Origin of the sequence: uncultured Clostridium sp. (genome assembly GCF_937920395.1) — a bacterium.
In the GTDB taxonomy this organism is placed as follows: domain Bacteria; phylum Bacillota; class Clostridia; order Clostridiales; family Clostridiaceae; genus Clostridium_AD.
This window is the reverse complement of sequence record NZ_CALEVF010000036.1, coordinates 59734-81457: the sequence shown is the minus strand read 5'-3', so window position 1 is coordinate 81457 and position 21724 is coordinate 59734. Positions and strand designations below refer to the sequence as shown.

The following is a 21724-nucleotide window of genomic DNA, read 5'->3' as shown; positions in this document are numbered from 1 at the left end:
AATAAATGATTAATAACTTTTTGTGTTTTTTTAAAATATTTATTTTTCTCTTCCTCCTTATCATATCAAAAAACGTTTTCAAAATTACATCAAAATTGTATCAACTTTGTAACAACTTAAAAAACAATTCCGCCTTTGTTCCATTGTCACTGCTTATACAAATATCTCCCTGTTGCTTTTTCATAATTTCCATGCAAATTGCAAGTCCAAGGCCCATACCACCATATTGATTTTGCAGTCTTTTATTTGCAGTATAAAAAGGTTCAAAAACCTTCTTCAGATGTTCCTTTGGTATGCCGCATCCATTGTCTGTTATAGAAACAATTAATGATTCATGACCTAAGAACATCTTTATAACAATCGAAGTACAATCACTGTATTTAACGGCATTGTCAAATATATTTAAAAATACTTGTTCCGTTTTTTGTTTATCTATCCAAATGAAGTGATCAAATAAACGTGTCTCTATAAATATATTGTATTTCTCTAATCTTGGCCTTAAAATTAACAAACTTTCCTCTATTACAACTTTAAGGTTCGTTTGTGCAACTTCCATTTGAAAATCTTCCTTATTTAATTTAGATAAGTTTAACAATTCTTCTACAAGGCAAAGCAGACGATGTCCACCCTTTTGAATATAATCAAGACATTGGCTTTTGTCTTTATCATTTTTTACTCTAGGAAGTAAATCTGCATATCCAATGATTGAAGTTATAGGAGTTTTTAATTCATGGGTAACGTTATCTAAAAATCTTTTTTGATTTGCTTTTTCATCTTTTAACTTTAAAATAGAGTTATTTATATTAATAGACATAAGATTAAAAGAATCCGCTAAATCTTTGATTTCATCCGTGGTATCAATTTCTATAATGTTTGTAAAATCTCCATTTGCAACCTTCTGTGAGGCTCTTTTTAAAGATACAATTGGGCTTACAATTTTCCTAGAAAATACATTACTTAAAAAAATAGAAAGAAACAGCGCTAGTAAACCTATCAAAAGCATTGTAACACTTGTATTCTTAACTAATCCTATTTCTTTATCTAAGGGATAAATATATCGAAAACAGCCAATAGTTTCTCCTTCAAAATAAAGCGGGCTGGAAAACAAAATATATTGCTTATTTTCAATTTTTTTTATAATATATGATTTGGTTCCTGAAAGTGCATAAGTAACATCTTTATTCTCTAAAATTATAGGGTACTCCTCAGAATCCCCTACCAGTCCATCCTTGTTGTATAATTGAATTCTGAATCTATAATGATCAGATAAATTTTTAGCAATAAATGGGCTCATATTTTTAAGAATTTCTGGCAAGCCTATGTTTTTTTCGTTATCTAAATATGTAATGATATTTAATTGGCTGTTGTAGCTTTCTTGTTTTAACATTGTAATAGAACTATTTATTATATTTTCATAGAGATTACCAATGGTAATGAAGCAAACAATAAGCAAAACAGGAAGTAACACAGCTATATTCATAATTACGATTTTATTTTTTATACCAATTTTCATCTCATACCTCTAATCTATATCCAGCACCATAAATAGTTTGAATAGCATTTCCATGATTTTTAAGTTTTTTACGAATTCGTTCTATGTGAATGTCAACAGCCCTTGTGTTTCCTTCATAATCATAACCCCAAAGTTTTTTTAGTAGCTCGGTTCTAGTAAAGACCTTATTAATATTTTGCATTAAAAGATTTAAAGTTTCAAATTCACGAAAAGTAAATTTTACTTCGATAGAATCTATAAAAATCTTTCTTTCAGCTTTTAGTAGCATGATGAAGCCTTTTTCTATTTTGTTTTCAGCATTTTCATTAAGGCGCTTCGATTGATTTATCCGCCTTGAAATTGCACGTATTCGCAGTATAATTTCCCTGCTATCAAAGGGTTTTGTAATATAATCATCTGCCCCTAACTGTAACCCTAGTAGTTTATCATTGAGTTGCCCTTTTGCAGTAAGAAGAATAATTGGAATTTTTCTATTAATCTTTTGCATTATTTTCATAACTTCATATCCATCTAAGTCAGGTAACATTAAATCAAGTAACACTAGGTCTGGATTTTCATCTTGAAAAGCCTTGATTCCATTATTACCAGTTGCACTAGTTACCACATCAAAACCTTCTAGTACTAGGTTCATACGTACTAAATTTAAAATGCTTTCTTCGTCATCTATAAGTAAAATTTTCATTTTAAACCACCCCTCCTTATATCTAATGAATAATATAAAACACAGAGGACCAGATTCAAAATAAAATCTGGTCCTCTGCAAATTTAAATTAACTTTAATTTTTAATTCTCATTCTATAGAATGAACGCCATACAAATATAATCGCAATTGCAAAGAATATTGCTCCAATGTATGGAGCTATAGCTCTGAATCTTTCTGATATAGCAATTTCCATAGCAAGCATTCCAAATAATGTTGTAAATTTTATTATTGGATTTAATGCTACTGATGAAGTGTCTTTGAAAGGATCTCCAACTGTATCTCCTATAACACAAGCATCATGGAGTGGAGTACCCTTCTCATCTAGGTCAACTTCAACAACCTTTTTAGCATTATCCCAACATCCACCAGCATTTGCCATAAATATAGCTTGATATAAACCAAAGACTGCTATAGATATTAGGTAAGCAACAAAGAATGCAACCGGTTCAGTGTTATTACCTCTAGGAGCTGAGAAAAATGCAAATGCTAAAGCAAATGAGAATATTGCAACAAATATATTAAACATTCCCTTTTGTGCATACTGTGTACAAATTTTAACAACTTCCTTAGATTTTTCTGTAGATGCTCTTTGATCTGCATTCTCATCTAAATCTATATTTTTCTTAATAAATTCTACAGCTCTATAAGCACCTGTAGAAACTGCCTGCGTAGATGCACCTGTAAACCAATAGATTATCGCACCACCACACATAAATCCGAATAAAGTGTAGGGGTTAAGTAAATTAAGAATAGTTTCAGGTTTAACTTTTAATACATCCTGAATAACTAGAATAAGCGAGAAAATCATTGTCGTTGCTCCAACAACAGCTGTACCAATAAGTACAGGTTTTGCAGTTGCTTTGAATGTATTCCCTGCACCATCATTAGCTTCAAGGTAATATTTTGCTTTTTCAAAATCTGGTTTGAAACCAAAATCTCTTTCTATTTCTTTCGAAATATTAGGAATAGTTTCAATAAGTGAAAGTTCATAAATTGATTGTGCATTATCAGTTACTGGACCATAACTATCTACTGCAATAGTAACAGGACCCATGCTTAGCAATCCAAAAGCAACCAAACCAAAAGCAAAAACTGAAGGGTAGATCATTATATCTTTTAAACCAAGTGTACTTGCAAGATATGCTACAAACATTAAGATTACAAATACTAATCCCTGCCAGAATGCACTGAAGTTACCAGCAACAAATCCTGATAGTATGTTTAATGAAGCTCCACCTTCTCTTGATGCTGTAACAACTTCTTGTACATGTTTTGATTTACCACTAGTAAATATTTTAGTAACCTCTGGAATAAGTGCTCCTCCCAAAGTACCACAACTAATAATTATAGCTAGTACATACCAAATACTATTAGAATTAGCGGTTAATGCAACCTGAGTTCCAGGTCCAAGAATTAAGTAACTAACTACAAAAATAACAATTATTGATAGTACTGATGAAATCCAAATAAGATTTGTTAGAGGTTGTTCAAAATCAAGATCATCAGCATTACTGTATTTCATATTACTATAAGCTCTATTTATATAAAATGCTGCAATTGACGTAATAACCATCAATATACGCATTGTGAAAATCCACGTGAGAAGAGTAGACTGAAGTATTAATCTATCAGCCTGTGGAAATGACATACCAACTGCAAGAACAATAAATGAAATTAAAGCAACTCCTGTTACTCCATAAGTCTCAAATCCATCAGCAGTAGGACCAACACTATCTCCCGCATTATCTCCAGTACAATCTGCAATAACTCCTGGATTTCTAGGGTCATCTTCTTTAATCTTGAAAGCAATTTTCATAAGATCTGATCCAATGTCAGCGATTTTTGTAAAAATACCACCGGCAATACGTAATGCACTCGCTCCTAGTGATTCACCAATTGCAAACCCTATAAAACTCGCCCCTGCAAGGCTACGTGGAACAAAAATTAATATTGTTAACATCATAAAGAGTTCTACACAAATTAAAAGTACTCCAATGCTCATACCTGCATCAAGCGGAATATTCACAAGATTTAAAGGTTTACCTTTTAAAGAAGCAAATGCCATTCTACTATTTGCAAACGTATTCATTCTTATACCATACCAAGCAACACCATACGACCCAAGTATACCAACAATAGTCCAGCCAAGTACTAATAATACCCCACCAAAACTAGTTCCTTGCAAATAACCAAAGTAAAATGCAATAATACTACCTATAATAAGAAATAAAATCGCAATAAATTTACCTTGCTGAATTAAGTAAGTTTTACATGTTTCAAAAATAATAGCTGAAACATCAAGCATTGATTTATGTGCTTTAATTTTCTTTACCCTTAAAAATTGATAATAACCGAATGCCATTCCTAACAGACAAATTACTAGCCCCATCATAAGTGTTCCATTTTGACTCGATGATAGTTCAGGAATTTTTAAGTTAGATTCATCAGCATATGCTATAACTGGTGATAATGAAGCTAAAATTACACTACTTAGAATTGAAACCTTTACAATTTTGTTAGACTTGTTAGTATTCATAAACACTACCTCCTATCAAATTATAAATTAAGTGGTACCTAAGTTCCACATTGAATAAGTTACATTCATAAACTAATATAATTTAATGAAGAATCTAGGATAATACATGTCCATATTACCATTTAAAATGATATTATTCAACTTTATTTTAACTTTTTTTGAATAATTATCCTCCTTTTTCGCAAATTGTTAGTCGTAATAATAATTACAAATAAAAACAATTCCCACTATATATTATGACATAACTGTCAAAAAAAGTACAGCCTTTATTCTATTTAAATATTATAATAGTTTATCATAAAGTTTATTCATAATTTCTTTAAATTTCCAATTGACAAAGTATATTTTATAGCTATAATAAAAGTGTGAAATTTTACCTAAACTTGTGATTATAGTTGATATTTCAATAATACAATAGGATTAAAAAGGAGCGAGGAATAAATGAACAATGAAAATGTTATTAAAATAGAAAATTTTAAGCAACAGTTCGGAAAATACATTGTACTTGAAAACATTAATCTAAATGTAAAAAAAGGAGAAATTCTTGGACTTCTTGGACCATCGGGCTCTGGTAAAACCACTTTAATAAAGGCTATTGTTGGAATGAGTGAACCTACAAAAGGCTCCGTATGCGTACTTGATACTAAAATGCCATCACTAGATGTAGTTTCGAAAATTGGATATATGGCCCAATGTGATGCATTGTATGAAGACTTAACCGCTCTTGATAATATATTATTCTTTGCTTCACTATATGACATGAAAGGCAAACTCGCAAGGCAAAGGGCAAGTGAGGTCTTAGAATTGGTCCTTCTTCATGATGAAGGTAAAAAGCTCATCAAAAATTTTTCTGGTGGAATGAAAAGAAGATTATCTCTTGCTATAGCACTGGTTCATAAACCAGAAATACTTATTCTTGATGAACCTACCGTAGGAATTGATCCAGTCCTTAGACTCCAATTTTGGAAGGAGTTTGACCGTTTAAGAAAAGAAGGCGTTACAATAATAATAACTACCCATGTAATGGACGAAGCTGAACATTGTGATAGACTTGCTCTAATTAGAAATGGCGGATTAATTGCAATTGGCACCCCCGATGAACTAAAAGAAAAGTCTGGAGAAAGTACTGTTGAAGGCGCATTTCTCTATTATGGAAATGAAAAAGAGGTGAAAAGCATATGAGAGTATTATCAATTGCTAAAAGATTAATAAAGCAGCTTCGCGGTGACAAAAGATCAATTGCTCTAATGTTTGTTGCTCCAATTTTTGTAATGTATCTGCTCAGTGCTATCTTAACCTCTGGAGCTACAACACCAAACATTGCTATTGTATCTGCACCTGATATCTATGTAAATAAGCTACAAAGCCTTGCTAATGTTAGTAAACCCTACAATGAGAAAATTGCATTGAAAAATTTGAATAATAAAAGTATAGATGCATATATTGTTTTTAGTGACAATAAACAAAAAATTACATTAGATGGCGCTGACCCATCAATAACCAGCCTTGTTATGACTACACTTAATAAACTTTCTCTTGATAATACTACTCAAAAGCCCGAAATTAATTTTTTGCATGGCTCCATGGATATGGGAGCATTTGATTCCATGGCACCAATTCTTATGGGCTTCTTTATCTTCTTTTTCGTGTTCCTAATAGCAGGCGTTGCATTCTTAAGGGAGAGAATTAGTGGAACCCTTGATAGAATACTTGCGACGCCTCTAAAAAGGTGGGAAATAGTTTTAGGATATTTTCTAGGTTTTGGTTCCTTTGTAGCTATCCAGACTATAATACTTCAGATTTTTAGTGTCTATGGCCTTAATGTGCCAATGGTAGGTAGCTTTTGGGCAGTACTTGTAATTAATTTAGTTCTTGCTTCAGGTTCCTTAGCACTTGGAACCCTATTATCTGCCTTTGCACGCAATGAATTTCAGTTATTTCAATTTATACCTATAGTAATAGTTCCGCAAATTATGTTCAGTGGTATTTTTGATTTGAGAAACGCCCCAACCTTGGCAAATATATTATCAAAAATATTTCCTATGACTTATGGAGCCGAAGCGCTTAGAGATGTAATGCTAAGGGGAAAGAGTCTAATAGACGTTAGGTATGATGTAATAATACTTATAGGCTATGCATTATTATTTCTTATGTTAAACACTATGGCTCTCAAAAAATATAGAAAAGCATAACCTAAAATAAACCCACACCTTATCATAAGATGTGGGTTTATTATTGTTCTTTTAAGTAATAATAGTCCTATTATTTATAACCGTTAACACTGCTATTTAATAACCGCTATTCATTCCAGCACCCATCACAACTATAAAAAACATTGCACACAATGTTAATACTAATCCTATGCCTGAAAAAATTAGCTGGGCTTGAAATAAAGTTTTTTTACTCTTATTTACATTCTTACCAAATGCCCAAACAAACATTAAAACTATGTTTGCAATAGGTATCAGTAACAATAAATATGTAAGTACCCAATCCTTTAATGTCATTGGTTGGTTATTAATTATTCCATTTTGAGCTTGATCGTAATTATCTTCCATAATTAATTTGTCCCCTTTTTAATTTAATTCATATTCTTATAACTCTGTACTTTTGTTTATAAGAATGAAATACCCTTTATTAAATTACTGCACATAACATACAACTGGAGTATTAGCTTCGATGTTATTAAATATAGTCTTTGATAAACTAGGTGGACAATTTATACAACCATGAGAACCATTTGTCAAATATATATTTCCCCCAAACTTATTTCTCCAAGTTGCAGGATGTATACCGATACCACCATTAAATGGCATAAATTCAGCTACAGGAACGCTGTACCCTTCTCCCACTAATGTAGCATTTTTCTCTTTGTATTTTAATTTATAAATTCCTGTTGGTGTTCCATCATTTATGCTTACATTACCAGTAACAACATCTCCTTGTACAACAAGTGAACCATTCTTATAAAACCATAAATGCTGTTTTGTGATATTAATTTCCACATAGGTATTTCCAATATCATTAATATCATGAGATGCAGCCTTTTGTGTATAACTTGGCTGCTTTGATATAGTTTGTCCAGCTTTTATATTAACAATTAAGTTATCAACTTCACCTGAGCGATTAACCAACCACCCATAATCTCCGCCACTAACCTTTACCGTTGTTCCAAGAGACGCAGCAAAATTTCTTTGCTTACCAAATGTATTATAATTATCGTCTACTTTTCTTACGTAATTATTCATTTTATCTTCATCAAATGTTATTTCAAGGTTTTGGTTAACTCCAAGCCAGTCATGTATTATAGACCCATTTACGACTTCACTTCCTCCAGCAAATGTATAAGTGATTTTTGATGCTATATACTTGTTCAACAAAATTTTAGTACTTTTTACCTTTTGAGAGGTTGAAATATATTTGGGATTAATATAATAATTTTCATCCTCCAAATTCACTTCTGTTTCTCCCTTAACAATTGACTTTTCTATGTTTGCATACAACTGCTTGCTATTTACTTTATTACCCATAACTTCCTTCACAATGACATAGCCCTTATCTGAATATTTAAAGCTAGCATTTTGAGGTTCAATTATTTTTTTGCTGTCAGAAAGTGTGAGCTTATCAAAACGTTCTTTTAATAGTTTATCATCATAGGTAACTATTCCATCCATTTCAGATGATTTTTGATTAAAAATCGAAAAAATCCAAGCAAATGAATTTTGGCTATCTTTTAAAGCTTGGATTTTATCCTTTGCATTATATTTAAGTCCAATTTCAGTAGCCTTAATCTGTTCTTTCACACCATTTCGTTCTTTAAGCTCCAATGTATATGTTTTAGATTTAGCTAGCAGTTCTTTATTAACTTCCTCTACGGTTTTACCAGAAGCATTAATGCCATTAATTACAGACCCAAAATTAAAATGATTGCTAAAATACATTGATATACCCAAATATAAAACGATTAATATTGGTAAAACTATTATACTAATTTTCATAGGTTTTTTCTGTATTATTGTTTGTATTTTCATTAGGCACCTCCTTTAATAGAATTTAATTTTGTTTACATAATTTCAATTTATCAAAAATACAAAATAAATTCAGCAAATGTTACTACCGTATTAATTTCAAAATACATGTAAGACTTTTGCCTTCATTAAGCAAGTAATATCTAAAATATAATTATTGAATTATAATAAGCATTTCACTATATTATAATTCTTTTCCACTTGCATGTATACAATTATGTCATGAAAGGTAAAAATATGTACACGAACAGTATTTTTACAATATATAGGTCCTTTTAAATGATTTTTCTGACATACATTAGTTAATTTTAAACTTTAATATGATTTTTTATAAATTCTTCATTCATATATCCAACCGTATAAGAACTCCCTAATATATCCCCCGCTATCGTTACTTTACATTTAGTAATAGCTTTATTCTTTTGGAATAAATTTTGTATTTTTTCCATTGACTGAATACAATCTTTTTGTATTATAACTGTTTCCCTTGAGAATTTTCTATATCTCATTACAATAAATTTATCGCCACAATACAGTCCATTATCAATAAATCTTGTATAATGTAAAATCACTAAGCTAGGAACTAATAAAAATATATAATATCCATAAGGTGCAAAATATGCTACTAAAAAGATTGCTATAAACTCAGGTACTAATCTAAGTAAAAGAAATCCTTTTAAAGCTTTTCGAGGAGACTTCTCTAGTTTATAAATTATATTCATTTCAGGTAAAATATCCACAAAGAACTTATCTAGTACTATTCTTTTAGCAATAGGACAAATTATAGTACTCTCACCCTTGTCTTTTCCATATCCAATAGTTTCAACATTTAATGAAAAGTATCCTAATGGCTTTTTAATAATTCCCTCAACTATTATTAGACTTTGAATTCGTTTAACCGGGATAGTTACTTCCTTTTTATTAAATAATCCATATGATAGTTTGATATTATCGTCTTCACGTATAACTGTAAATTTGTAATATTTTATTATAGTTAAACCGATAGATATAACCCAGGAAATAAACAACATAATAATGATTAGCATTACTACATATCTTATTATATTAACACCATTAATTCCCTTCATTATATTATCCGTATATCCCTGAACTTTTTTCTTAAATTCCTTTGGCATCATATCATCTATCTTAGAATAAAAGGCCAAAATTATAAAAAATACGGCTAAAATACGTGTAGAAAATGTCGCCATTACAAATAAATCTCTTAAAGAAGAAGTGAACATCTTTATATTTTTTTCTTCTATAATTTTATCTTGATTTTCATTTTTTTTAAGCCTAAATATAATTTCTTTGATTCTTAGTGCTTCCTGATTAGATAAGAAAATAGATATTTCAGACTTTTCAGTTCCACCAGCAGTATCAATCTCAAGCTTACAAACATTAAACAAACGCTGAATTAATGATGACGATATATCTGCAGTATGCACTTGTGAAAAAGGAACAGTTCTCTCATGAATTTCAAAAACTCCATATTTCATGTACATCCCCTCAGCCTGAACATAATATACATTTCTCTTCCATTTAAATATAGCTAAAGCGCTAACTATAACAAAGAAGATAATTATAACTATAACTTCGGTATAATCTCCGCCATACCTTTTCGGAATTTTAGAACCTATGGATATTAAAAATATAATAAATGGAATTATACTATTTTTTATAAATTGAAAAAGTTCAGAAAATATTATATATTTATGTTGGTGTTTTAGTTCTTTCATATATTTATCTCCTGGACAGTTTTTGTAATACTTAACTGAAGTGCATTACCAATCTCACTTTCCAAATAAGGAATTTTATAAGCTCCTCCAGCAGTATGCACCGTTAAATTTATTAGTTTATATTTTCTTAATATTATTCCTTGATCTGTGTCTACATACTGAACTCTACTCATTGGAATAATTACATTTATTTCAGTAAATACACCATGTTTCAGAATAATCTTTTCTTCGTCCATATAATAACTAAATTTTTCATACTTATATTTTGGAATAAATAATGAATTTATTAATATAATAATTGTTACCACATATACAATCGATATTAATATATATTTCCATATTGAATCAAATCCTAAAAATATGCTTAAAGCCACTCCAATTATTAAAAATACACTTGTTAGAACTAATCCATCAATTGTCCACATTTTTTGTGAAAACGGTGAAATCTTTTTCATAATACCCCCCAAAATTGTTTACTTATTCATCTATAGTATCTATTGTACCCTACTTAGATATATATTGGCAATATAAGCCAAAAGACTAACAATAGGATTTCTCCTTTCGCTAGCCTTAAATTTGGTAGTCACCTCTCCCAGTTTTTTGAACTTTAACTTTTACATTTACTTCAATATTCGAATTACATACTATAGAATTCCAGTCTACGCCCGTTTGTCTACCCTATTTAGCTGCTACAACCTGACCTAGATCTAAACAATCAACTTTAGACTTTTCATTTTTGTAATAAACTCATCACATTCTTTTTTAACTTTTTGAGCCATATATAAGACTACCCGATCGTCCAATTTTTATATTTTTCGTAACTATATTAATATCGTTTTCCACTAAAATTTTTGACATTAATATATATTTATCACATACATATTCATTAATAAATTTGATATCACTAAAATCCTCATTAACTTGGTGCATTAAAAGGTTTAATATATCTCTATTTATAATATCTTGATCAGTTAAACCATCTTTATATAAAAAAGCTACTTCAATAGGATTAACTTTACCAATATAAAATTTTCTGATTATAATTTGTTGATTACTACCACATAACTCCATAATAGAATCGATTTTATCCTCTAAATTCATAATCAAATCACCCTTTCCCATAAATATAGTCTTCTTTACTTATTATTTGAAGAATTACACTGTGTAAAATTATATTGTAATATATTCATTTAAGATGATTTGATTTTTAAAAATTCTATTTTAAATATGTACTTAAAACCACTCAATACTACTTAAAATATGATTTATACTTTATAAAACCATACATAAAAGCTTTATTAATAAAGCATGTCCATACTTATGTCAAACTTAATAAATATTACACATATTTGTCACCAAAATGACACAAATCTATACTATTATGTAAATATAGAGTAGACGTTAAAGCAGAGCCCCCTTTGCTTTAATATATATAACTAACGTTTACAATAATAGAACCTACAAGGGAAGCCATAAAATAATGGCTTCCCTTAATTCATATTATTTAAAAAAATATCCTTTCGCATAAAATTATAAATTATGAATAAGAAAATATTCTTTTTCAAAATAAAATATGTTATTGTGGTAATACTATTTAATATGGCTATTTTCTCAACAGATAAAAACAAGGAGGCATCACATGACAATGTTAAAGGGAACAAATACAGCTGAAAATCTTATGCGCGGTTTTGCTGGAGAATCACAAGCTAGGAATAGGTATACATATTATGCATCCGTTGCAAAAAAAGAAGGATACATACAAATATCTAATATATTTACACAAACCGCAGGTAATGAATTAGCTCATGCTAAAAGGTTTTTTAAGCTTTTAAATCAAGAATTAAATGGTGAATCAGTAGACATTACTGCTGGTTATCCTGTTGGACTTGGAGACACTAAAGCAAATTTATTATCGGCAGCAAATGGAGAACATGAAGAGTGGACAGCAATTTATCCAAGTTTTGCAACAGTTGCAGAGAAAGAAGGCTTTACAGAGATTGCTCTTGCATTTAGAAAAGTAGCCGAAGTAGAAAAACATCATGATGAAAAATTTAGGTCACTATTAACCAGTTTAGAAACCAATACAATATATCACAGTGAGACACCAGTTAAATGGATATGTAACAACTGTGGTTATATTTATGAAGGAACAGATGCTCCAAAAATATGCCCAGTCTGCAAACATCCTATTGGATATTTTCAGGTATTAACTTAAATATTAAATAGAATATTAGATTAAAATGAGCACTCACATTAATATAGAATAAAATTCAAAATATAATTTCCTTTGCTTTAATATATATATAACTAACATTTACAATAATAGAACCTATAAGGGGAGCATATCATAATGTCTTCCCTTAATTCATATACTCTCTGGTGTTCCATTATTTAAATAATCCTCTGCATCTTTTGAAAATAGAGTTTGAATTATAGCTAAAGTTTCCACATTATTGATACAAGTAGGTAATGAAAATACCCCCTTTTGTTTAATATAAGGTGGTTTTATCCTAGGTGTGCCACTTCTTCCTTCTATGGATTCAGCTAGAACAGATCCTTCTCCACAAACGTATAAACCACCACCAGAAACAACCTTTATTTGAAATTAAACCCTCTACCTAAAATGTTATCTCCAAGAAGATCTGCTATTTTCGCGAGTTCAATTACATTATTCATTCTTCTTTGAAGTTTTGGATATTCCTCTCTAATATATACATATCCTATATTTGCATCTATATCTGCATCTATAGCAAAAGCTGTAATAATCATGCCTTCTAAAACTTTAAATGGTTCATACTCGAGTAAAACACGATCCTTAAAAGTGCATGGTTCTCCCTCGTCTGGATTACTATAATTAAATTGTCTAGATATTATTTTTACTGCCTTTTTCATACTATCAACCCTTCCTTTCACTTTGAATAAAACATTTTGTATATTTCAAGTTATACCATCCTATAACTCTGAATAATATTTTTTATTTTTTCATTATTCAAATTTTCCACAACGTTTTCATCAATTCTAAATACTGGTGATATATCACATGCCCCAAAGCAAGGCGTGTACATAAGCGTAAATATTCCATCTTTTGTTGTTTCACCAACTTTTACTCTTTTGCAATCTACATCTCCAGCCCAATGCACGTGACTCATTTGTACTGCAGGAACATTTGATATAAAAGGCGAGGCACCTACTGCAATAATTAATGCATCTGGCTTGTTTTCTTTTATAGTTTCTACGGTTACTTCTGTGTTTAAAACAATTTTACCTCCACATTTTAAAGTTTGGGAAACAATCCACTCTAAGAAATTTTTAAGATCTTTTTAAATTCAAGGTCTGTCGCATGATTTAAAGTTCCACCTAATTTATCTTCTTTTTCATAAATCGTTACATCATGGCCCCTTTGCATTGCAGTAAGTGCAGCTTGCATTCCTGCTGGTCCACCACCAATTATTACAACTTTTTTCGGAGTTTCAGCCTTTTTAAATATTCCACCAAGATATTCTGTTTCACGTCCATTCGTTGGATTAACTGCGCAAAGAGTCTTTTTAAAGAAGGCAGAACGTCCGCAACATATGTTACAACGCACACATGGACGTATATCTTCTTCTTTTCCTAGAGCCGCTTTTCTCATAAACTCTGGATCTGCTACGTACTGCCTCTAATAATTCTATACAAAACCTTGCTCTGTTTTCAAAACTTCCGCCGTATCTTTCAACACGTTTATTTACATATGGTGATAAAAATTGACTTGGTAGCATACCATGTGCTCCATGAATCATTACCATTTTAAATCCGCTATCTTTACATCTTCCCGCTGCATCTGCATAATCCTGAATAGTTTTATTAATTAGCGGAATACTCATTTCTTCAACTTCTGCTGGTGACTTAAATCTATTCATATCAAAACACAATTCCTTTGGAGTTAAAAATGAAATTTGTATATTCTCAGGGCCACCACCAGCATCTTCTATAACATAGTGTGTACGTCCCTGAAACTTCTTAATTATGGGTGTAGCAGGTTCTAGTATTATTGCTCTATCTTCATCGCTAATCGATATCCCATAATGGCCTTTTTTAAATCAAAGCATGTACCTCATGTCCTCAAGTGCATGCCATGCAAACCACCAATTTATCATTTCAACAGTTACGCCTGGAAATTTGTTGTTAACAGCAACATAAGCCGCTCCATTTGGAATAACACAATACTCATTTTCAACCTCATGATATGATGAATCAAATTTCCTTGTATATATATTAACAAAGTATAGATTAATAAAAAAATACCCAATTAGAATTACTCTTATTCTTTTATGTTATAACTAGTACATATGTTTTTCTCAAAAAATAAGAAAAGCACAGCCTTCGCCATACTTTTCTTATATTAATAATATTAATAATTTTTTATATTTTTACTTTATTCAAAACATCATTGGTAAATAATGTAACTACCGGATTCATATTTTCTTTTTTCCAAGCCATAACTACGCTTATAAAATCATCTTTTAATTTAAAAAATTTAAAATTCTCATTATTATGCATTCTAATATTACTAGCAACCAGTGAAATTCCAAGCCCATACTCCACATATAAAAGTAAAGACTCTATATTAGGAAGTTGTTTAACAATGTTAGGCGTAAACCCATTTTTTCTACAGCACTTTCAATAGCTTTTTCAATACGCTCAGATACACCACTCAATTCCTTAAAAAGAATAACACCAGCCGGTGTTAACCGAACATCTCGTTTTGTTCTATAAAAAAGTTGAACACCTATTTCACTTTCTAAAATAGTAGTTTGCTTACTCAAAGAAGGTTGTGAAACGTACAAAGACTTTGCATCTTCTGTAAAGTTAAGGTATTTTGCTATAGCAAAAAAATAATTGATTTGGAGTAAAGTTATTCTTTTCTAGCTTATAATAACTCACCAACCTTGTTATATATTATTTATGTTACTTCCATACATTCTTATTATACAATAAACCCCTCTATTTAACAGATACACATATATTGTCTTTTATGTAAAATCTCCATAAAAAGTCTGCTGCTTCCTGTGCATAATTAATACCAATTCTTTTAGCTTCTATAATTTGTATTTCTTCTTTATCCACTAATTCTTCAATATATAATCCACTTGTACACAAATCTTGCTCGTTATTTTCTTTATTTATATTCATAGCTATACACAACTTAGATGGACCAGTTGTTAAGTTTTTGATTTGAGCTTTAGTTAATTCATTATAATCTTTCTTAAATCTTAACTTTGCCATTTCATTAATGCCATCTATTGGCTCAATTGCTCTTATTAAAACCCCTTCTGGAAAGCCTTTTTCTTTTGTTATTACATTAAAGCAATGATACATTCCATAAATAAAATATACATATGCTATACCAGGCTCACCATATAAAGTTTCAACCCTGGGTGTATGTTTTCCTCCATAAGCGTGGCAAGCCTTATCTATTGACCCAATATATGCTTCTGTTTCAACTATCTTTCCCCTAAATTTTACTCCATTAATTTTATGTACAAGCACTTTTCCAAGAAGTTCCCTCGCAACCTTCAAAGTATCTCTAGCATAAAATTCTCTAGTAAGTTTCAAAAGAACCCCTCCTAAGAAATATATTTTCCTTACCATTTACTATTCTATTGATAACTTTTATGCTTAGAGTCTATTATCTCATAAATTAGAAAGTATATAAAGCATATAATATCTACCTCCTACTTAGAAATGGGCAAAATAATAGGCGTACTTAAGTCCATAACATAAATGTTGTGGACTTAAGTACGCCTAGATTTTTTATTATAATGTAATTACTCTTGGAGCATCTGAGAATGAATACAATGTTGCTGTTCCTTCTGCTACATAAAAGACTTCGAAAATAGGATTTTCTGGAGTTTTGTACATTTTTAGAAGATCAGGCATAACTTTAAACACTTTAGCTTTTGCTTCCAAATTTTTATCAAATACTGCCTTACCTTGTAGTCTTATCCATTGACCTTTATCAGACATAGTACATATTTCAAAATATGGATTTGTAACTAATTGTTTATATACATCCTTTTGATTGCTTGTACAAAAATAGATTTTGCCTTCATGTTCCATAGCAAATCCAAATGGACGTAATCTTGGTTTATCACCCTCAACAGTTGCTAGATAAAATACTTTAGCATCAGTAATAAATTTTAATATTTCATTCATAATTTTTACCTCTCTTTACTAATTTATTTATTTATTTATTTATTTATTTAAATTTAATTAAATACATTTTATTTTGCCGATTCCTTAACTAACTTTGCAAGTAACTCCCCATGTCGTCGTTCATCCTCTGCAATTACATCTATTTGCTTTGCAGCGTCTTCAAGTCCAATTCCACGCATCTGACTTGCAAATTGATTTAAGCTTTCAAAAGCATTACTCTCGGCTGGTGCAATCTTTTTTAAAAACCCTAAAATATCTTCGTTGGTGTGGCCATTTAGAACTGCATATATACCAGCATGACGCATTTCATCTGCAGCAATTTTTAGAAGGATTTCTGATATCTCATCAAGTCCTCTTTCCTTAGCGAGATATGCAAGCCCCGCGTACATTCCAGCACCCTTTTCTTCGCCTTTTCCATTTTTATCTATTTGCCCTTCGAATTTTGTACCTTTAGTTACTCCATAAATACTCATATAAAAACCTCCTGATATTAATAATTTCATCTATTAATATAATTATTAGCACTTATTAAGTCATTATTTCAGCTTTGCTAAAATTATTTATATTAAATATATTTCATTCCCTTGCTTTTTGTTGTAGATAATAATATATTAGTACTACTAACATTTATTTAATATTATCAAACATTCTTATCTGTGTCAATATTTTTTTAGTAATAGTAAATAATGTTTTGTATCACTAAACTGTTTAAGGAGTGTTATATAATGTCTATCGGAAATAAAATTAAAAATTACAGGCAACAAATAAATATGAATATTTCCAAATTAGCTGAGGACACTGGATTATCCTGTGGATTTATCAGTCAAGTTGAAAATGATAAAGTCTCTCTTTCACTCGAAAGTCTTAAAAAAATCTCCTCAGCACTCAAAATTCCAATAAAAAATTTTCTAGAAGATCAATTATTTAAACCAGAACTAGTTAGGAAAGATAATAGACCAAAAATAAAATTATCAGAAGGACCAGAAATAGAAGTATTGTCAGCAGCTTTTGGTCGTCAATTACAAGTATTAATGGTTGACCTTCCCTCAGGTTATCAAGCAGGTAATAGCACTCATACCCATGATGGTGAAGAATTTATTACTGTACTACTAGGGAAAGTTAAAATAACGCAGGGTGATTTCACATCTACCCTAGAAGTAGGAGATAGTATTCACCTAGATAGCACTTACCCTCATCTTTGTCAAAATATTGATGATACTCCAGCTAAAGTTATTATAGCCTTAACTCCTCCAACACTATTACCAATTTGTAAAATTGAAGATAATTAAAAAAGAGATCTCCTTATGAAATTATATTTCATAAGGAGATCTCTTTTTTAATTATTTACATACTCGTTTCGCTAGTAACTTCTTTATCATGTTTCAACCAGTTTTTACCTTCTACAAGTCTAGTAACAAGCATAGAACATACTGTGTTTCCAGTAGAGTTAAGTAATGTTGCTGGTGCATCTATAATTACACTAATAACTGCAATAATGGGAAGAACCTCTGGTGGAAAACCATATACACTTAGTATTAACATTTCACCAATCATTCCACCACTAGGAATAGCTCCCATAACTGCCCCCACTAATAGCGAAACACCTATAATGCCAAGTATTGAGCTAACACTAGTCATATCCTTACCAAACAAACCCAGTAAAAGTGTAATTTTCATAACACCACCAAAAACCGATCCATCCTTATGCATGTTTGCACCAAGTGGAATTACTGTTTCTGCTATATCATATGGAACACCGATCTTTTTAACAGTTTCTAAATTAGCTGGTATACACGCAGCACTTGAACAAGTAGCTAAAGCCGTAACTGAAGGTGTAACAGCATTTTTCCAAAATGTTTTTAACCCATTTTTCCCAGCAGCAACAAATGCATATAAACTGAAAAATCCAAAATAATAAACTACAGAAAGGATTAAATATAATATAAATATTTTTAAATATCCATTTAGAATCTGACCCCCAAGTTGGCCAACCATTGAAGCAAAATAACAACCAAGACCAATAGGGGCATAATACATAATAATTTTAACAACTTTCATCATTGTAACTGAACCTGCCTCAAGTAAATGCGCAAGTGGTTTTGCTTTTTCTCCAGACATAGAAACAGATATACCAAAAATAATTGAAAATACAACAAGTTGTAGCATATTCTTTCTTGAAAGTAAATCAACAAAATCCGAAACAGTGAATGTATTCACAAGTTGATCTAAAAATGAAACTTTCTCGCTAGTTTGCGTTCCTACAGCAGTCTTCATTAAACTTTTAAACATATCTATATGAAGCCCACTAGTTGGTTTCATAATAAGGGCACCTATGGTTCCAATAATAGCCGCAATAAGTGCTGTAGATAAAAATACCAACATTATGCTTCCCATAATTTTACCTAGTCTTTTCATTCCACTAATATTTGCCATAGCAGAGGAAACACTAAAAAATACTAATGGAACTAAAATCATAAACATTAGATTTATAAATAATTTTCCAAAAGGTTCTAATACTGAAGATTTTGGGCCCACTACGACGCCTATAATACCTCCAAGAATAACCGAACCTAAAAGAATAATTGTTGATTTATAGTTTTTAAATAACTTTTTCATCTGTAACTCCTTCATATTAAATTTTAGTATGTATTATAATTAACTTTATATCTATTTTACATTAAAATTTATTAAATAGGGATACTATTAAATAAATAATTGTATAAAAACATAATATGTTTTTATTTACAACGTAACAATGTTATGTTACACTACATATATTAGAAAAAATAGTCTTATATATAATTACTAATTACAAAAGGAGATCAAATATGGACGAGGATTTAATAACAAAAAAAGAATTGCTCGAAGTCACTAATGTTTCCTATGGACAGTTATATAGATGGAAAAGAAAGAACCTCATACCTGAAGAATGGTTTATAAAAAAGTCCAGCTATACTGGTCAAGAAACCTACTTTCCAAGACTGAAAATATTAGATCGGATAGAAAAAATTTTAAATATGAAAGATGACATATCCTTAGATGACCTGGCACAAATGTTTTCACCTCAATTAGCAGATGTATTTTTAAGTGAAAAAGATTTATTAACTAAGAATATTGTTACGGATCAAACATTAAAAACGTATAAAAATATTTATGGAGAAATAAAAACATTTTCTTTTCAAAAAATATTATATGTTTTATTATTAGAAAAAAGTCTAATATCCGAAAATATATCAATAGATGAAAGTAAACTTATGCTAGAAACTTTAGAAGAAAATTATATTTTATTAGATGGAAAAAATTGCGAGGTGATTTTTATAAGCAAATTTGGAATCAGTTTATGTTTTTTAATAACAAGACCAAATGAAATTTATATAGACAAGCATTCAAAAATAATGTTAAGACTTAATATTTCATTGTGCATTGAAGAACTTAAAATTAAAATGCAATAATTCATCAATAAATTTATGGAGGAATTTAACATGGAAAATATGAATAATGATTTAAAAATGTCAGGGTCAGGAAGCTCAGGTGGAGGAAAATATAATAATGTATTTATAAGCGGATCTGGGAAAATCAATGGTAATTTAGACTGTGTTTACTTTAAAACTAGTGGTTCCTCGAAAGTTATAGGTAACCTAAAAGCAGAAACTATAAAAATTAGTGGTTCTTCAAAAATTGAAGGTAATGTAGAAGTAAAAGATATTAAGATAAGTGGATCAACTCATGTCATAGGCAATCTTAAGAGTGAAAACATAAGCATAAGCGGGTCAACTCATATCGACGGCAACCTATATGCACAAGAAGTTAGTATATCTGGCTCAATAAATATAGGTAAAAATTGTGAAGCAGAATGTTTTAATGCTAATGGTGGTTTTAAAATACAAGAATTATTAAATGCAGGACAAGTAACTATTAGACTTGGTGGTAACTGTTTTGTTAAAGAAATTGGAGGCGAACATATTGACATAAGAGTTCATCATATAGACAACTCTATATTTAGAAAAGCAATTGACAAAATTTTTAATACCAGAGCTGAGTTAACTACAGATTTAATAGAAGGAGATGATATCTATCTTCAAAACACAAATGTTAATATAGTCAGAGGAAATAATATTACAATAGGTACAGGTTGTAATGTTGGTCTCATAGAGTATAAAGGTGAGATTAATATTTCAGACTCTTCCATTGTTAAAGATCAAAAAAAGATATAAAAATAACTTAAAACATTTTTATATAAGTCAACTTTGTTAGATACTTATATTTAAATGTTTTAAGTCATAATATTTTTTTATAACCTTTAATTTAAGATTTTTTCACTCTTTTTATTGTAATTAATTTGTATCCTATAAGTCCTACTATTACGACTACCACAAGAATATCTGCATAATGGAACCACGGCCTAATTATAACCCAATTCTCCCCCATGTAATAACCCGTAAGCCCAAGTAAAGTGCTCCAAATTAATGAACCAAAAAAAGTATACACTGTAAACTTTTTAAAATCCATATTACTTATCCCTGCTGGAAGTGAAATAAAAGTTCTTACTATAGGAAGTAGCCTTGAATAAAATACAATTTTTTCTCCATATTTTTTAAAATATAGATCACTTTTATCTAAACTTGATTTTGATAAATGCAAAAAAGATGCATATTTCTCAACTAGAGGTCTTCCACCTAATTTTCCTAGATAATAAGCTAAGATTGAACCAAAGGTTCCTCCAAGTGTTCCTAAAATTATTGTTGGAATTATGCTTAGCCTTCCTGTATAGCTTAAATAGCCTCCAAATGGAAGTATAGCCTCACTAGGTATTGGAATACATGCGCTTTCAAGAGCCATAAATGTAAAAACCCCTAAATACCCCACTTTATCCATAACTAAAATTACCATGTTAATTAAACTTTCTACCATCTTTTCCTCCCTTAAATTCTAATACCTGTTTACTAATCTACCTTTTTATTTTATATTATGGCTATATGTAATGTCAATGAAGTGTCAATATTATATTTT

General features: G+C 30.1%; 26 protein-coding genes and 2 pseudogenes. 6 read left to right on the top strand and 22 right to left on the bottom strand.

Translation table 11 applies throughout. The features are described from left to right. Positions 1-100: 100 nt before the first annotated feature. The 3 genes from Q0649_RS02865 to Q0649_RS02855 form a co-directional block, all read right to left on the bottom strand. Entirely contained in the window at positions 101-1513 is a 1413-nt protein-coding gene (locus tag Q0649_RS02865; RefSeq protein ID WP_298837023.1) for a HAMP domain-containing sensor histidine kinase, read from the bottom strand. Position 1514: 1 nt separating this feature from the next. Beyond that, complete coding sequence (locus Q0649_RS02860; protein WP_298837019.1) at positions 1515-2195, bottom strand: response regulator transcription factor; 681 nt, start codon at positions 2193-2195, stop codon at positions 1515-1517. A gap of 94 nt (positions 2196-2289) precedes the next feature. Next, positions 2290-4752 (bottom strand): sodium-translocating pyrophosphatase, encoded by a 2463-nt coding sequence (locus Q0649_RS02855; RefSeq protein ID WP_298837017.1) that lies wholly within the window; start codon positions 4750-4752, stop codon positions 2290-2292. A gap of 441 nt (positions 4753-5193) precedes the next feature. Between Q0649_RS02855 and Q0649_RS02850 the strand changes: the two genes are divergently transcribed. Both Q0649_RS02850 and Q0649_RS02845 read left to right on the top strand, forming a co-directional pair. After that, positions 5194-5934: an ABC transporter ATP-binding protein gene (locus Q0649_RS02850; RefSeq protein WP_298837015.1), complete on the top strand. Its 741-nt coding sequence runs from the start codon at positions 5194-5196 to the stop codon at positions 5932-5934. Continuing rightward, positions 5931-6944, top strand: coding sequence for an ABC transporter permease (locus Q0649_RS02845; protein ID WP_298837013.1), 1014 nt, complete (start codon positions 5931-5933; stop codon positions 6942-6944). The genes Q0649_RS02850 and Q0649_RS02845 overlap by 4 nt, the downstream gene beginning before the upstream one ends. A gap of 96 nt (positions 6945-7040) precedes the next feature. Here Q0649_RS02845 and Q0649_RS02840 read toward each other — a convergent pair whose 3' ends face one another. The 6 genes and pseudogenes from Q0649_RS02840 to Q0649_RS02815 form a co-directional block, all read right to left on the bottom strand. Beyond that, positions 7041-7310, bottom strand: coding sequence for a hypothetical protein (locus Q0649_RS02840; RefSeq protein WP_298837011.1), 270 nt, complete (start codon positions 7308-7310; stop codon positions 7041-7043). 84 nt (positions 7311-7394) lie between these two features. Beyond that, entirely contained in the window at positions 7395-8783 is a 1389-nt protein-coding gene (locus Q0649_RS02835; protein WP_298837009.1) for a L,D-transpeptidase family protein, read from the bottom strand. A 305-nt stretch (positions 8784-9088) separates the two neighbouring features. After that, positions 9089-10519: a PH domain-containing protein gene (locus tag Q0649_RS02830; RefSeq protein WP_298837007.1), complete on the bottom strand. Its 1431-nt coding sequence runs from the start codon at positions 10517-10519 to the stop codon at positions 9089-9091. Further along, positions 10516-10974 carry a PH domain-containing protein gene (locus Q0649_RS02825; RefSeq protein ID WP_298837004.1) on the bottom strand — a complete coding sequence of 153 codons (459 nt, stop codon included), beginning with the start codon at positions 10972-10974 and terminating at the stop codon, positions 10516-10518. Before Q0649_RS02825 ends, Q0649_RS02830 begins: the two co-directional genes overlap by 4 nt. 115 nt (positions 10975-11089) lie before the next feature. Then, positions 11090-11298 (bottom strand): annotated as a pseudogene (locus Q0649_RS02820) (Ger(x)C family spore germination C-terminal domain-containing protein); the annotation flags it as partial. Beyond that, entirely contained in the window at positions 11282-11590 is a 309-nt protein-coding gene (locus tag Q0649_RS02815; protein ID WP_298837117.1) for a spore germination protein, read from the bottom strand. The gene Q0649_RS02815 and the pseudogene Q0649_RS02820, both read right to left, overlap by 17 nt. A gap of 568 nt (positions 11591-12158) precedes the next feature. Here Q0649_RS02815 and rbr point away from each other — a divergent pair. Further along, a complete protein-coding gene (gene rbr / locus Q0649_RS02810; RefSeq protein ID WP_298837002.1) occupies positions 12159-12734 on the top strand; it encodes a rubrerythrin in 576 nt (191 codons plus the stop codon). Between the two features lie 150 nt (positions 12735-12884). Here rbr and Q0649_RS23010 read toward each other — a convergent pair whose 3' ends face one another. The 11 genes and pseudogenes from Q0649_RS23010 to Q0649_RS02760 all read right to left on the bottom strand — a co-directional run bounded on the left by Q0649_RS23010 (position 12885) and on the right by Q0649_RS02760 (position 17187). Further along, positions 12885-13118: a hypothetical protein gene (locus tag Q0649_RS23010; protein WP_367179341.1), complete on the bottom strand. Its 234-nt coding sequence runs from the start codon at positions 13116-13118 to the stop codon at positions 12885-12887. Continuing rightward, on the bottom strand, positions 13115-13411 hold the full coding sequence (locus Q0649_RS02805) for a hypothetical protein (RefSeq protein ID WP_298837000.1): 297 nt from the start codon (positions 13409-13411) through the stop codon (positions 13115-13117). Before Q0649_RS02805 ends, Q0649_RS23010 begins: the two co-directional genes overlap by 4 nt. A 50-nt stretch (positions 13412-13461) precedes the next feature. After that, the gene (locus Q0649_RS02800) at positions 13462-13668 is read right to left on the bottom strand and encodes an NAD(P)H-dependent oxidoreductase subunit E (protein WP_298836998.1); all 207 of its coding nucleotides are present in this window, start codon (positions 13666-13668) and stop codon (positions 13462-13464) included. Between the two features lie 149 nt (positions 13669-13817). Then, positions 13818-14150: an FAD-dependent oxidoreductase gene (locus Q0649_RS02795; RefSeq protein ID WP_298836996.1), complete on the bottom strand. Its 333-nt coding sequence runs from the start codon at positions 14148-14150 to the stop codon at positions 13818-13820. Then, a complete protein-coding gene (locus Q0649_RS02790; protein WP_298837112.1) occupies positions 14095-14418 on the bottom strand; it encodes a hypothetical protein in 324 nt (107 codons plus the stop codon). The genes Q0649_RS02795 and Q0649_RS02790 overlap by 56 nt, the downstream gene beginning before the upstream one ends. Then, positions 14407-14772, bottom strand: a pseudogene (locus Q0649_RS02785) (hydrolase); the annotation flags it as partial. The pseudogene Q0649_RS02785 and the gene Q0649_RS02790, both read right to left, overlap by 12 nt. A gap of 148 nt (positions 14773-14920) precedes the next feature. Next, positions 14921-15103: a hypothetical protein gene (locus Q0649_RS02780; RefSeq protein ID WP_298836994.1), complete on the bottom strand. Its 183-nt coding sequence runs from the start codon at positions 15101-15103 to the stop codon at positions 14921-14923. A 17-nt stretch (positions 15104-15120) separates the two neighbouring features. Then, entirely contained in the window at positions 15121-15402 is a 282-nt protein-coding gene (locus Q0649_RS02775; RefSeq protein WP_298837109.1) for a LysR family transcriptional regulator, read from the bottom strand. Positions 15403-15502: 100 nt separating this feature from the next. After that, complete coding sequence (locus Q0649_RS02770; protein WP_298836992.1) at positions 15503-16114, bottom strand: DNA-3-methyladenine glycosylase; 612 nt, start codon at positions 16112-16114, stop codon at positions 15503-15505. Positions 16115-16315: 201 nt separating this feature from the next. Next, positions 16316-16714 (bottom strand): pyridoxamine 5'-phosphate oxidase family protein, encoded by a 399-nt coding sequence (locus Q0649_RS02765; RefSeq protein ID WP_298836991.1) that lies wholly within the window; start codon positions 16712-16714, stop codon positions 16316-16318. 68 nt (positions 16715-16782) lie between these two features. Beyond that, positions 16783-17187 carry a ferritin family protein gene (locus tag Q0649_RS02760; protein ID WP_298836990.1) on the bottom strand — a complete coding sequence of 135 codons (405 nt, stop codon included), beginning with the start codon at positions 17185-17187 and terminating at the stop codon, positions 16783-16785. 252 nt (positions 17188-17439) lie between these two features. Between Q0649_RS02760 and Q0649_RS02755 the strand changes: the two genes are divergently transcribed. Further along, the gene (locus tag Q0649_RS02755) at positions 17440-18003 is read left to right on the top strand and encodes a helix-turn-helix domain-containing protein (RefSeq protein WP_298836989.1); all 564 of its coding nucleotides are present in this window, start codon (positions 17440-17442) and stop codon (positions 18001-18003) included. Between the two features lie 55 nt (positions 18004-18058). Here the strand turns inward: Q0649_RS02755 and Q0649_RS02750 are convergent, their stop codons facing one another. Beyond that, a complete protein-coding gene (locus Q0649_RS02750) occupies positions 18059-19330 on the bottom strand; it encodes a dicarboxylate/amino acid:cation symporter (RefSeq protein ID WP_298836987.1) in 1272 nt (423 codons plus the stop codon). A 212-nt stretch (positions 19331-19542) separates the two neighbouring features. On the opposite strand from Q0649_RS02750, the gene Q0649_RS02745 reads away from it, so the two are divergent. Next, positions 19543-20166: a YhbD family protein gene (locus Q0649_RS02745; RefSeq protein WP_298836985.1), complete on the top strand. Its 624-nt coding sequence runs from the start codon at positions 19543-19545 to the stop codon at positions 20164-20166. A 30-nt stretch (positions 20167-20196) separates the two neighbouring features. Further along, on the top strand, positions 20197-20928 hold the full coding sequence (locus Q0649_RS02740; RefSeq protein WP_298836983.1) for a polymer-forming cytoskeletal protein: 732 nt from the start codon (positions 20197-20199) through the stop codon (positions 20926-20928). A gap of 91 nt (positions 20929-21019) precedes the next feature. Here the strand turns inward: Q0649_RS02740 and Q0649_RS02735 are convergent, their stop codons facing one another. After that, positions 21020-21625 (bottom strand): DedA family protein, encoded by a 606-nt coding sequence (locus tag Q0649_RS02735; protein ID WP_298836981.1) that lies wholly within the window; start codon positions 21623-21625, stop codon positions 21020-21022. Between the last annotated feature and the right edge of the window lie 99 nt (positions 21626-21724).